The organism is Actinomadura scrupuli (assembly GCF_050971785.1).
GTDB lineage: Bacteria > Actinomycetota > Actinomycetes > Streptosporangiales > Streptosporangiaceae > Actinomadura_E > Actinomadura_E scrupuli.
Genome location: NZ_JBPCCU010000001.1, coordinates 201,823 through 214,034, shown reverse-complemented (window position 1 = coordinate 214,034; position 12,212 = coordinate 201,823). Strand labels below are relative to the sequence as shown.

At 67.7% G+C, this 12,212-nt stretch carries 12 protein-coding genes; all 12 read right to left on the bottom strand.

Going from position 1 to position 12,212, the window contains the following annotated elements:
* Positions 1-19: 19 nt before the first annotated feature.
* Positions 20-1,102, bottom strand: coding sequence for an MCE family protein (locus ACRYCC_RS01065; RefSeq protein ID WP_433807679.1), 1,083 nt, complete (start codon positions 1,100-1,102; stop codon positions 20-22).
* Positions 1,103-2,146: an MCE family protein gene (locus tag ACRYCC_RS01060; RefSeq protein WP_433807677.1), complete on the bottom strand. Its 1,044-nt coding sequence runs from the start codon at positions 2,144-2,146 to the stop codon at positions 1,103-1,105.
* Positions 2,143-3,492, bottom strand: coding sequence for an MCE family protein (locus ACRYCC_RS01055; protein WP_433807675.1), 1,350 nt, complete (start codon positions 3,490-3,492; stop codon positions 2,143-2,145). Before ACRYCC_RS01055 ends, ACRYCC_RS01060 begins: the two co-directional genes overlap by 4 nt.
* Positions 3,493-3,499: 7 nt before the next feature.
* Complete coding sequence (locus ACRYCC_RS01050) at positions 3,500-4,348, bottom strand: MlaE family ABC transporter permease (protein ID WP_433807673.1); 849 nt, start codon at positions 4,346-4,348, stop codon at positions 3,500-3,502.
* Positions 4,348-5,199 (bottom strand): MlaE family ABC transporter permease, encoded by an 852-nt coding sequence (locus ACRYCC_RS01045; protein ID WP_433807671.1) that lies wholly within the window; start codon positions 5,197-5,199, stop codon positions 4,348-4,350. The genes ACRYCC_RS01050 and ACRYCC_RS01045 overlap by 1 nt, the downstream gene beginning before the upstream one ends.
* Positions 5,199-6,224: an ABC transporter ATP-binding protein gene (locus ACRYCC_RS01040; protein ID WP_433807669.1), complete on the bottom strand. Its 1,026-nt coding sequence runs from the start codon at positions 6,222-6,224 to the stop codon at positions 5,199-5,201. Before ACRYCC_RS01040 ends, ACRYCC_RS01045 begins: the two co-directional genes overlap by 1 nt.
* A 430-nt stretch (positions 6,225-6,654) precedes the next feature.
* Positions 6,655-7,038 (bottom strand): 50S ribosomal protein L7/L12, encoded by a 384-nt coding sequence (gene rplL / locus ACRYCC_RS01035; protein ID WP_433807667.1) that lies wholly within the window; start codon positions 7,036-7,038, stop codon positions 6,655-6,657.
* Positions 7,039-7,131: 93 nt separating this feature from the next.
* A complete protein-coding gene (rplJ, locus tag ACRYCC_RS01030; RefSeq protein WP_433807665.1) occupies positions 7,132-7,734 on the bottom strand; it encodes a 50S ribosomal protein L10 in 603 nt (200 codons plus the stop codon).
* Between the two features lie 350 nt (positions 7,735-8,084).
* Positions 8,085-8,948, bottom strand: a complete 864-nt coding sequence (locus ACRYCC_RS01025; protein ID WP_433807663.1) for an SCO4651 family lipoprotein — start codon at positions 8,946-8,948, stop codon at positions 8,085-8,087.
* A gap of 131 nt (positions 8,949-9,079) precedes the next feature.
* Complete coding sequence (locus tag ACRYCC_RS01020) at positions 9,080-9,943, bottom strand: SCO4651 family lipoprotein (protein ID WP_433807661.1); 864 nt, start codon at positions 9,941-9,943, stop codon at positions 9,080-9,082.
* 162 nt (positions 9,944-10,105) lie between these two features.
* A complete protein-coding gene (locus tag ACRYCC_RS01015; RefSeq protein WP_433807659.1) occupies positions 10,106-10,954 on the bottom strand; it encodes a molybdopterin-binding protein in 849 nt (282 codons plus the stop codon).
* A gap of 318 nt (positions 10,955-11,272) precedes the next feature.
* Positions 11,273-11,995, bottom strand: coding sequence for a 50S ribosomal protein L1 (gene rplA / locus ACRYCC_RS01010; protein WP_433807657.1), 723 nt, complete (start codon positions 11,993-11,995; stop codon positions 11,273-11,275).
* Between the last annotated feature and the right edge of the window lie 217 nt (positions 11,996-12,212).

The window sequence follows — 12,212 nt, the reverse complement described above, 5'->3', positions numbered from 1 at the left end:
TGCCTGCTCACGGGAGGGCTCACGGGAGGAACGGCAACGGGTTGGTGGACTGCTTGCCCTGGTTGCCGGATGGCGTCTTGCTCGTCCCTCCGGACTTCTGCGATGTCCCGTTCGAGGGGACCTGGCCGATGGAGGCCGGGATCGGGATCAGGTTCTGGATGTAGCTGTCGAACCAGCGGCCGGTGCCGGTCGCGTCGGTGAACTGCCGGGCGAAGGGGGCCATCAGCTGGATCGTGCGATCGAGGTTGCCCTGGTTCTTCAGCAGGATCTTGTTGACCCGCTGGAGGTTCGCCAGCATCGGGCCGATCTGGGCCTGGTTCTCCCCGATCACCGCGTTGATCTGGGCGGACAGTGCCACCGTGTTCACCAGCAGCTGGTGGATCACCGCGCGCCGGGCCGAGACCGCCTGGAGGATCTTGTCGCCGTCGGTGATCAGCTTGGCGAACTCCTGGTTCCGGTCCGCGAGCACCTGGGTGACCCGGGTGGACCGGCCGAGCAGCTGGTGCAGCTCGTCGTCGCGCGAGGAGATGGTGGCCGACAGCCGCCGCAGGCCGCGCAGCGAGGCCTTGATCTCCTCAGGGGAGTTCTTGAACGTGTCCGAGAGCACGTTGAACGACTGGGCCAGTTGCGCGGTGTCGATGCCGCCGGCCTCCGGGTTGAGCTTCTGGCTGAGCTCGTTGATCGCCGGCACGACCTCGAACGGCGTCGAGGTACGGGAGACCGGGATGGTCTTGTCCGGGTCCTGCCGGCTCGGGCCACGCGGGTCGATCGCCAGGTAGTGCGCGCCGAGCAGCGTCTTGATCTTGATCTCGACGCGGCTCAGGTCGCCGACGCGAACCCCGTCGTCGACCTGGAAGTCGACCTTCACGTGGTCGTCCTCGAGACCGAGGCCGGTCACCTTACCGACCTTGACCCCCGCGATCCGGACCTCTTCCCCGCTCTTCAGCCCGGCCGCCTCGGCGAACGCGGCGTGGTAGGTCTTGCCGCCCGAGATGAAGGGCAGGCTCTGCAGGTTCAGGGCCAGCGCGAGGACGATCACGATCACCGCCAGCGCGGCCAGTCCGAGGGGCAGCGGATTCCGCTCCCGGAAGGGAACTCTCATCTACTTGCACCTCGCGTTGTCGTTGATGATCGCGGGCGTCTGGTACGCGGGCCCGCCCGGCAGCACGACCCGGGCGTCGAGGGCGCACAGGTAGAAGTTGAACCAGGAGCCGTAGGACGAGGCGTTCACCGCCTTGTTCAGCCGCTCCGGGGCCTCCCGCAGTGCCTTGTCGACGCTTCCGCCGTTGTCGGCGAGGGTGTCGGCGACCTTGTTGAGCCCGGCGATGTCCTGCTTGACCGACGGCCGCGCCTTGACCAGCAGGTCCGCGGTGACCCCGGTCAGGTCGTTGATGGCGCCGATCGAGTCGAAGATCGCCTCACGGTCGGAGGCCACCCCGCTGACGAAGCTCTGCAGGTTGGCGATGAGTGTGCTGACCTGCTCGTGCCGCTGGTCGATGGTGCCCAGCACCTGGTTGAGGTTGGTGATGACGTCACCGATGACCTTGTCCCGGTCGGCGAGCGTGTTGGTGAGGGACGCCACGTGCGACAGCAGCCCGTTGACCGTGCCCGCCTCCCCCTGCAGGGTCTGCACGATCTCGAAGGAGAGCTTGTTGACGTCCTCCGGGGCGACCGCCTTGAACAGCGGGCGGAAGCCGTTGAACAGCACGGTCAGATCGAGCGCGGGCGTGGTCTGCGAGACCGGGATGGTGCCGCCCGGGGGCAGCACGTCGCCCGCCGCGCCGGGCCCCTCCGACAGCGAGAGATAGCGCTGGCCGGCGAGGTTGCGGTAGCGGACCTGGGCGGTGACCGACTTGGGCAGCCCGCCGGCGAAGATGCCCTCCTTGGCCACGGTGAAGGTCACCCGGGCCTTGTCGCCCTGGAAGAGGTCGATCTTCTTGACCTCCCCGACCCGGACACCGGCGACCCGCACGTCGTCGCCGGTCAGCACCCCGGCCACGTCAGTGAAGATCGCCCGGTAGCTCCGGGCGTCCTGGAAGCTCCGGTTGGAGATCGTGACCGCCAGCATGCCGGTGGCCAGCGACGTCAGCACGACGAAGATCAGCAGCTTGATGCCGGCACTGGCCGTACGCGTGTTCTCGCTCATTTGACCGTCACCACCCCGCCGTGCATGACCGGGCCGAAGATCAGCGCCGCGGCGTCGGGAACCTGGTCGGCCGGCACCCGCATCAGCGGCGCGACCACGTTCTTGATCATCTCTTCGTCGGTCGTGTCACTACCCGGCTGCAGGAAGATCGCCGACAGCGTGCGGCCCCGGTATCCCGGGGTCGTGGCGATCGGGTCCGTGTTGGGCACGCCGCTGTTGGCGGCGTCCTTCCACCACAGGTCGTCCTCGGTGCCGTCGAGCGCGATGTAGTCCGGGAACGGCACCTTGGGGTTGGGCAGCCCGTAGCAGCGCGGCTTTCGGTAGTCCTTGGCCTCGGGCAGGTCGATCCTCTTGTACGCCGGCCGCGGCTTCACGATCTCGACCGTGAGGTTCAGCATCGGGTTGCGCCCGCCGACCGCCGACTCGACCCGTGGCTTGAACTTCATCAGCCCGTCGAACACGCAGGGCAGTTCGGGCGAGTACGTCGCCGCCAGCTCCAGCCCGGCCCGGCTCGCGATGTTCACCCCGATGATCTTGTTGGTGTTGTCCCCGACGAAGCGCGTGCCCTTGCCCGAGACCGCGGTGACCGCGGGGATGAGAGCTTCGATCTCGGTCCTCTTGTCGACGATCGTCTGGCTGGTGACGTTGAGGTTGCGCAGCGTCTGCAGCAGATCGGGGGCGGCCTCGTCGTAGATGTCGGAGACGTCGGCGAGCGCGCGGATGTCGTACATCAGCGTCGGCAGCTTGGGGTTGATCTTCTTCAGCAGGTAGTCGACCTGCTCGAGGTTGCGCCCGAGCTGGTCGCCCCGGCCCTGCAACGCGGTGGCCAGGGCGTTCAGCGTCGCGTTGAGCTTCTCCGGCTGCACCGCCTGGAGCACGGGCAGGAGGTCGTCGAGGACCTTGCCCACCTCGACCGCGGCCTGTGTCCTGTCCTGCTCCAGCACCTGGCCCTCGCGGATGGCCGAGCCCGGCTGCGCGGGCGTCTCCAGGGCGACGTACTTCTCACCGAAGAGCGTCTTGGGCAGCAGGCGGGCCTGGGAGTTGTCGGGGACCAGCTTGGCCTTGTCGGAGTCGATCGCCAGGTCGATCTCGGCACCGTTCGCGGTGGCCCTGATCCCCCGGACCTCACCCACGATCAGGCCGCGCACCTTGACGTCCGAGCGGTTGAGCAACTGGAGCCCGGCGCGGTCGGTCCGCACCTTCACGCTGACGACGTCGTTGAACGTCTTCTGGTACAGCGCGATCGTCAGGGCGACGGCCAGCGCCACCACCAGCAGGAACGCCAGGCCGTAGAACCTGTAACGAACCCGCTGGCTGATTCCTGAGGGCGCGCTCGCATGAGTCATCGTGAGGTCACCCCGCAATCCGGACAGTGGTCGAGGCGCCCCAGATGGCCATCCCGAGCAGCAGGTCGGTGATGTTGATGACCACGATGCTGGTCCGTACGGCCCGGCCGACCGCGACACCGACGCCCGCGGGGCCGCCGCTCGCGTTGTAGCCGTAGTAGCAGTGGATCAGCATGACCAGGGTGGCGAAGACCAGCACCTTGCCGAACGACCAGAGGATGTCGGTCGGTGGCAGGAACAGGTTGAAGTAGTGGTCGTAGGTGCCGGTCGACTGCTCGAAGAAGATCGTCACCATCAGCCGGGTCGCGAAGTAGGACGCGAGCAGTCCGATGACGTACAGCGGGATGACCGCCAGCAGGCCGGCCACCATCCGGGTGGTCACCAGGAAGGGCAGCGACGGGACCGCCATCACCTCGAGCGCGTCGATCTCGTCGGAGATGCGCATGGCACCGAGCTGGGCGGTGAAACCACAGCCCACGGTCGCCGACAGCGCCAGCGCCGAGATGACGGGAGCGAGCTCCCGGGTGTTGAAGTACGACGACACGAACCCGGTGAACGCCGCGGTGCCGATCTGGTTGAGGGCGTTGTAGCCCTGCAGGCCGACCTCGGTGCCGGTGAAGAAGGTCATGAAGCCGACGATCGCGACGCTGCCGCCGATCACCGCCAGGCCGCCCGTACCCAGGCTGACCTCGGCGAGCAGCCGCAGCACCTCGGTGCGGTACCGGCGTAGCACGCGGAAGGTCCAGGCGAAGGTGCGCGCGTAGAACGCGAGCTGGTGACCGAGGTCGTCCAGCACCTCCACCGGGCGGCCGACCACCCTGTTCGCCACCTTGGTGACGCCCCGGCGCTCAGCCATCACATCCCCTTCTGCGGAACGAACTGGAAGTACAGCGCGCTGATCAGGAAGTTCTCCAGGAAGAGCAGCATGAAGGTGATGACCACGGTCTGGTTCACCGCGTCGCCCACGCCCTTCGGCCCGCCCTTGGCGTTGAGGCCCTTGTAGGCGGCCACCAGCCCGGCGGTGATGCCGAAGACGAACGCCTTGATCTCGGCCTGGTAGAGGTCGGGAAGCTGCGCCACCGCGCTGAACGAGGAGAGGTACGAACCGGGCGTGCCGCCCTGCAGCACGACGTTGAAGATGTAGCCGCCGGCGATGCCCACGACCGAGACCAGGCCGTTGAGGAACAGGGCGACGAAGGCACAGGCCAGCATGCGGGGCACCACGAGGCGGTGCAGGGGATTGATCCCCAGCACCTCCATCGCGTCGATCTCTTCCCGGATCTTCCGTGCGCCGAGGTCGGCGCACATGGCCGAACCGGCCGCACCGGCGATCAGCAGCGCGGTCACGATGGGGCTCGCCTCACGGACGATCGCGACCACCGCGGTCGCACCGGTGAACGACTGCGCACCCAGCTGGCGGATGAGGTTCCCGACCTGCAGCGAGAGGATCGCGCCGAACGGGATCGCCACGAGCGCCGTGGGGACCACGGTCACCCCGACGATGAACCAGGCCTGCTGGATGAACTCCCGCCACTGGAACGGGAACTTGAACATCGCGCGGAAGGTGTCAAGGCAGAGCGCGAAGAAGCGACCGGGCTCCTTCACGGTGAGGTTCACGAAACCGTCACCGACGGGACGAAGCCGCTGCCCCGCCCCGCCGTTCCTCGCCTTGATCTTCCCCCCCTCGCGCCTTGTGGGGGTGGTCATTAGCGTGGGCCTCCAGGCGGTGGGCCGCCGGCGACGGGAGCCGCCGAAGCCACATAGCGCGGCCACTCGTCGATCCAGTTGCGTCCGACGTCGTCGATGAACGAGCCGGGGGGCGCCTGGATGCCCTGCTGGCGCAGCCAGGCGCCGGGCGGATGCTGGGCGGGACGGACCCGTCCGTCGCTCGGCATCAGCTGCGGCGGGATGGGGGGCAGCCCGCCGGGGTCGTGGCCCAGCTTGGCCTCGGCCTCGAGCTCGGAGATGTCCTTCTCCTCCGACATCCCGATCGGGCCGACCTTGCGGGCGTTGAGGAACTGCCGGACGACGGCCTCCTCGCTGGACAACAGCATCTCCCGCGACCCGAACATGATCAGTTCACGGCGGAACAGCAGGCCGATGTTGTCGGGGACGGTACGCGCCGTGTTGATGTCATGGGTGACGATCAGGAACGTCGCCCCGATCTGCGCGTTGAGGTCCACGATCAGCTGGTTGAGGTACGCGGTGCGCACCGGGTCCAGACCGGAGTCGGGCTCGTCGCAAAGGATGATCTCAGGGTCGAGCACCAGGGCCCGGGCCAGACCCGCCCGCTTGCGCATACCGCCGGAGATCTCGCCCGGCAGCTTGCCCTCGGCCCCGATAAGGCCGACCATCTCCATTTTCTCCATGACGATGCGCTTGACCTCGCTCTCACCCTTCTTCGTGTGCTCGCGAAGGGGAAAGGCGATGTTGTCGAACAGGTTCATGGAGCCGAAGAGCGCACCGTCCTGGAACAGGACGCCGAACAACTTGCGGGTCTCGTACAGCAGGTTCTCCGACAGATACGGAAGGTCCCTGTCACCGACCCAGATGTGGCCGCGCTCGGGCTTGAGCAGTCCGACGAGTGTCTTCAGGAACACGGACTTGCCCGTGCCCGACGGCCCCAGCAGAACGGAGATCTCTCCGGCGGGAAGGGTTAGCGATACGTCTTGCCAGATGACCTGTCGTCCGAAGGCTTTCGTCAATCCTTCGACCCTGATCTCAACGCCCACGCGCAACCTTTCGTCCGGCCGGGGGTGGTTTCCGGAACAGCGAACGGGGACTCAAGCCGTAACGGAGTGTCACTAGCTTGCAACTACTGGCCAGTAGTAAGTACTGAGTTCCACTAAGGTAGCGGTAGATCCAAGAAAAGGAAGAGGTAGGGCATAGGTTCCCGGCCCAAACCCCCGCGTCGTAAGCGGATCGTTACTAAAGCCGCAGATGAGACTAGCGTTACAGCAGAGGCACCGACAAGGTCCCGGCGCCGCTTCCACCCTCCCCGAGGCCACGATTCGACCGTGCTCACGGCCCGCGATCGAGCCCCGCGACCGGCCGGGAACGCCGAAGAGGCGGCCACCCGAGATCGGGTGACCGCCCCTTCGCGGAGCAGCGGCGGGCGGGCCGGGAAGGCGTCCCCCGGCATCGCCCGCGCAGGCGCGGTGGTTACTTGACGGTGACCGTCGCGCCGGCCTTCTCCAGGGCCTCCTTGGCCTTGTCGGCCGCTTCCTTGTTGACCTTCTCCAGGACGGGCTTGGGCGCACCGTCGACCAGGTCCTTGGCCTCCTTGAGGCCCAGGCTGGTGAGCGAGCGCACCTCCTTGATGACCTGGATCTTCTTGTCGCCGGCACCCTCGAGGATGACGTCGAACTCGTCCTGCTCCGGCTCGGCCTCGGCGGTCGCGGCCGGGCCCGCCGGGCCGGCGACGGCCACAGGCGCGGCGGCCTTGACGTCGAAGGTGCTCTCGAACTCCTTGACGAACTCGGAGAGCTCGAGAAGGGTCATCTCCTTGAATACGTCGAGCAGCTCGCCATTGCTGAGCTTCGCCATGATGTGTTTCCTCCGCTATCGCGTTTCCCGGCCGTTCACAACGGCCGCAAGCCATGTCGTACTAACTGCGGGTCTCTCAGTGCAGCCCCGGGCTCAGGTGGCCTGGGGCTCCTCGGCGGGTGCCTCGTCCGCGGCAGCCTCGGGGGCTGCGGCGGCCGGCGCCTCGCTCGTCTCGCCGGACTCCTCGCGCTTGGCCCGGAGGGCGTCGGCGAGCAGCGCCATCTGAGTCGGCAGCGCGTTGAACGTCGCGGCCGCACCGGCCATCGACGCCTTCATCGCGCCGGCCAGCTTCGCGAGGAGCACCTCGCGAGACTCGAGATCGGCAAGCTTGGTGATCTCGGTGGAGCTCATCGACTTGCCGTCGATGACCCCGCCCTTGATCACCAGGAGCGGGTTGGCCTTGGCGAAGTCACGCAGGCCCTTGGCGGCCTCGACCACATCGCCCTTGACGAACGCGATCGCCGACGGGCCCTGGAGCAGTTCGCTCAGCCCCTCGTCGACCCCGGCATCGCGTGCGGCGATCTTGGTAAGCGTGTTCTTCACCACGGCGAACTTCGCATTGGCACCGAGGTTGTGGCGCAGCTCCGTGAGCTGAGCCACCGTGAGCCCGCGGTACTCGGTCAGTACGGCGCCGTTCGAGCTCTCGAAATCGGTCTTGAGCTCGGCAACCGCAGCTGCCTTGTCCGCCCTCGCCATGGGCCTCCTTCCGGCTGAAAAGGTGAAACTGCGAGATCACGCCGATGGGGTGCGTCGCACCCGTGCGTGGTCTTGCACTTCCGCCGATTGGTGGAGCCACCGGCCATGAAGGTCCCGAAAATGGACAAACGCCCCGGCGCAGGCGCACGGGGCGTCGAACACGATCGTCATATCGTGGAGAACGGCTCTCGTATCACCTGCGCGGGCCGCCCACTTCCGTGAGCCTTCGGCCATCCTCGCGAATGGCGACCGGCGGTCTTCGGCAGTCCACAGAGTACGCGCTCGCGGCCATTACCGCAAAACCGCGCCCCGGGGTAGCCCCGGAGCGCGGTTTCACCGGCAGGGATCGCTCAGGCGCGGGGCTGACCCGCGCCGCCGAGGCTCGGCATCACGCCGACCTCACCGGCGGGCGGTGCGGTGATCGTGACCGGCTTGCCGTAGTCGCTGAAGAGCATGGTGGTGTTCACCTGCCCCTGGGAGGTGTTGACCTTGTTGATCATCTTGCGGGTCAGGGAGTCACCGTCCACCCAGACGTCGAAGCCGATCTTGTCGGTGCCGAGCTTCTGGTAGAGCTGCTGGAACTGATCCCGGGTCTTGGCGTCGAACTTGCCCAGCCCCTCCTGGACGTTGACCGTGCCGGTGTAGTGCGTGGTCCGCACGCCGTCGATGGTCTCGGTCCCCACCTTGGTGACGTCCTTGGACGCGGTGAGCAGCTTGGTCTGGTCGGCCGGGTTGTTCTGCTGGGCCTGCTTGATGACCGAGTCGAAGTTGATCCCCGACTTGCTGCCGAGTTCGGTCAGCGAGAGCTTCACCCAGGGCTTGCCGTTGGCGAGCTGCTGGAAGGCCGGGCTCTTCATGTACAACACGTCGTCGACCAGCACGACCTGGACCTGGCCGCCGGCGCCGGAGTCGACGGTCAGCGACTCGGCCAGGGTGGGCCGGAACCTGAGCTGGCCGGTCATGTGCGTCTTCGTCGGGCGCTGGGCGATCGTCGCGTCGATGGACAGGTCCATCTTCACGGTGTCGGCCTTGCCGCTCTGCTGGGAACTCCGCTCGAGCACCTGGACGGCGGACACGGTGCCCGCGGCACCGGCCCCGCCCGTCCCATTGCCGGATCCGCCCGCCCCCTTGGTGCCGATGTCACCGGAGCACCCGGTGAGGGAGAGCACCAGCGCGGTCGCGGCCGCGGTCCCGGTGGCGAATCTATTGATCATGAGCAGGATTCCTTCCATAGTGCACGAATCGGGGGCTGCGCCCCCGATCGGCGGCGACCAGCGAGGAGTCTGACGCGTGAACCGTTGATCTGGTTCACCCTCCGCGCCGGCCGCCGCGCACGATGGCCCGCTCAGTGCCCGCCGAGGAGTCCTTGAAACCCGGTGACGTCTCCCACCTGGTCAGCGGGCGGAGGCGTCACGTTGACGGTCTTGCCGAAGCCGGAGTACACGATGGACAGCGTGCCGGCCTCACCGGACGCCGTGGCCATCTTGACCGTCAGCTTGCGGGCCTGGTCCTTGCCGTCCACCCACACATCGAAGTTGATCTTCTGGGTGCCCGCCTCGGTGTAGACCCGCTGGAGCTTCGCCCGGGTCTGCGCGTCCAGGGTGTCCAGGGCGTCCTTGACCGTGATCGCACCCGTGTAGTGCGTGGTCTTCGTGCCGTCGATGGTCTCCTCGCCGACCTTGCGGGCGTCCTTGGAGGCCGTGAACGTCTTGGTCTGCTGACCAGGATCGATCAGCTCGGCGTGCTGGACCACCGAGTCGAGGTTGACTCCGGCCTGCCGGCCGGCCTGGTTCAAGTCGATCTTGGCCCACTGCTTGCCGCCCACGAAGGTCGCGAACTGCTGCGGGACCTTGCCGTACAGCGTGCCGCGGAGGTAGCGCACGGGGACGCTGCTGCTGAGCGTGAAGCCGCCCACGGACAGCTTGTCGACCGTGCCGGTCAGCGCGACGTCGGGCTGCAGCCGGACCTGGGCGGTGAAGTGCGTGACCCCGCTGCCTCCCTTGCCGCTGCCGTTGAGGGTGACGTCCGCGGCGAACGAGTGGACCTGCGCGGACTTCTGTGAGGTCTTCTGCAGCACCTCGGCGGCCGTGAGCCGGATGCCTCCGGTTCCGCTGTCGGCGCTCTTCCCGCCGGACTCGCCGAGACAGGCGGTGAGGGAGAGGACGAGGGTGGTGCCCACCGCCGTCGCGGCGGCCAATCTGCGACTCATTGCTGGCTCCTTTCAGCTGACCATCAGTCTGGCCGGAGCCGGTTCGGGCCACATCCCCCGCTGGTACCACTGGCCTCCGGCCCGGTACGCCGCCAGTCGTAGGCCGTTCAGCGCGGCCCTGGCGGGCCCTGCCGCAGCCTTCCTACCCGCCGGGAGCGACGCTCACCTGTAGTCGCGGAAGACCATGACGAGGTTGGCCGAGCCGACCGCCGGCATCGACTCGGCGACGGAGAACCAGGACGGCCGGGCGGCCTTGTCGGCGTAGAGGTCCACCGCCACCCCGGTCTCCGGCGGGACGTACTTGGTGATCTCAGCGGCCGCGTCCTTCGGCAGGTACGGCAGGATCACGCTCAGCGTGAGGTTGATCTGGTAGTGCGTGGAGCCCAGTGCGTCGATCTTCTTGCTCACCCCGGGCACCGAGCGCAGCACGTAGGTGATCTTCCGGGGATCGGAGTCCGCGGTGTACCGGGCCAGCTCCTGGGCGGTCAGCCGCCGCTGCTGCCAGGTCTTGCCACCGTCGGTGGAGGTGGACTCGATGTTCCCCTTGACCTTGATGCGCGACGTCGAGGGCGTCTCGACGCCGGCCTGGAGCGAGGTGCCGGCCGCGTTGACGTCGAGGGCGAACTTGGGCAGCAGGACGACCTTGGTGGTCTCCTTGACCTTGTCGGCGTCCCCGCTCGCCAGCTTGACCTGGACATCGGTCACCCGGGTGTAGGAGGTGGTGCCGGTGGGGCCCGGAGGCGGCTTCTGGAGGTTCGGTATCGACGTCGCCAGCGGCCGCGTCCCGTGGCCCTGCGGCGTGACGCCCTTCGGCTTCGCGGTCCTGCCCTTCGGCGTCGGGCTGCGCCTGCCCTGCGGGTCCCGGCCGGCCGCGGCGGTCGTCGCCGGGTCGCCCGGATCACCGGTGAAGTCCATGTTGCCGACCTTGACGACGGCGAGCAGGACGGTGGGCACGATGGCCACGGCCGCGACGCTGCCGATGGCGATGAGCTGGTCCGTGCGCCGCTTCACGAATCCTCCGCATGGTCGCGCCCGACAGTGTGAGCCGACAAGGCGACACCAAGCAGTAACTTAGCCCAACGCACCAACAGTGGTATCCACAATCAACCGCCACACCAGCGAATATCTGTCCCAATGCGGACACCCCGCCAGGTATCCGCTACGGGGCCGTACGCAGCGGCGATGCGATGCCCAGTGACGGTACGACTCCCGGAACGGGCGCCGGCGGGGACGCCCGGACGAACGCCGAGGGGCGCCCCGGATGGAGCGCCCCTCGGTCGGTCGAGCAGGTGGTGCGAGCCGGCCGGAGCCGGCGGATCGAACGGTGGATCAGGCGGTGGCCTCGTCGAGCTCGGCGGTGAGGTTGCGGACCGCGTTGGGGTCGACCGGGATGCTCGGGCCCATCGAGGTCGTCAGCACGGCCTTCTTCACGTAACGGCCCTTGGCGACCGTCGGCTTGAGCCGCTGGATCTCGTCGATCGCCGCCGCGTAGTTCTCCACCAGCTGACGCTCGCCGAACGAGGCCTTCCCGATGATGAAGTGCAGGTTCGCGTGCCGGTCGACCCGGAACTCGATCTTGCCGCCCTTGATCTCGGTGACGGCCTTGGTCACGTCGGTGGTGACGGTGCCGACCTTCGGGTTGGGCATCAGGCCACGCGGGCCGAGCACCCGGCCCAGCCGGCCGACCTTGCCCATCATGTCCGGGGTGGCGACGACCGCGTCGAAGTCCAGGAATCCGCCCTGGATCTGCTCGATCAGCTCGTCGGAGCCGACGATGTCGGCGCCGGCCTCACGGGCCTCGTCCGCCTTCGCGCCGCCCGCGAAGACCAGCACGCGGGCGGTCTTACCGGTGCCGTGCGGCAGGTTCACGGTGCCACGGACCATCTGGTCGGCCTTGCGTGGGTCGACACCCAGGCGCAGCGCCACCTCGACGGTCGGGTCGAACTTCGTGGTCACCGAGTCCTTGGCGATCTTGACGGCTTCCAGCGGGCTGTAGAGCCGGTCGCGGTCGATCTTCTCGGCTGCGCTCTTGTAAGCCTTGCTGCGCTTCATGTGCGCTCCTTCTCATTGCGTAGGAGGTGTGGTGTGGGCCAGCGCCTGGCCCTCCCACGTATCTATTGCCGCGCCTTCGGCGCGGCGGTTCGCGGGCGCTTTCACGCGGCGTCTTCCCTCGTCGCGTTCGGGCGCAGAACGCCCTCTCGCTCCTCGGTCCAGACGCCGCGCGCCCGCTCACGTACCGGGATCGTCGTGATGACCCGGTCAACCGTGG

Coding starts and splice junctions, on each gene's coding strand:
- ACRYCC_RS01050 (WP_433807673.1), bottom strand. CDS start 4,348: ATGGCTGAGCGCCGGGGCGTCACCAAGGTGGCGAACAGGGTGGTCGGC.
- rplA (WP_433807657.1), bottom strand. CDS start 11,995: ATGAAGCGCAGCAAGGCTTACAAGAGCGCAGCCGAGAAGATCGACCGC.
- ACRYCC_RS01045 (WP_433807671.1), bottom strand. CDS start 5,199: ATGACCACCCCCACAAGGCGCGAGGGGGGGAAGATCAAGGCGAGGAAC.
- ACRYCC_RS01065 (WP_433807679.1), bottom strand. CDS start 1,102: ATGAGAGTTCCCTTCCGGGAGCGGAATCCGCTGCCCCTCGGACTGGCC.
- ACRYCC_RS01020 (WP_433807661.1), bottom strand. CDS start 9,943: ATGAGTCGCAGATTGGCCGCCGCGACGGCGGTGGGCACCACCCTCGTC.
- ACRYCC_RS01060 (WP_433807677.1), bottom strand. CDS start 2,146: ATGAGCGAGAACACGCGTACGGCCAGTGCCGGCATCAAGCTGCTGATC.
- ACRYCC_RS01025 (WP_433807663.1), bottom strand. CDS start 8,948: ATGATCAATAGATTCGCCACCGGGACCGCGGCCGCGACCGCGCTGGTG.
- ACRYCC_RS01055 (WP_433807675.1), bottom strand. CDS start 3,492: ATGACTCATGCGAGCGCGCCCTCAGGAATCAGCCAGCGGGTTCGTTAC.
- rplL (WP_433807667.1), bottom strand. CDS start 7,038: ATGGCGAAGCTCAGCAATGGCGAGCTGCTCGACGTATTCAAGGAGATG.
- rplJ (WP_433807665.1), bottom strand. CDS start 7,734: ATGGCGAGGGCGGACAAGGCAGCTGCGGTTGCCGAGCTCAAGACCGAT.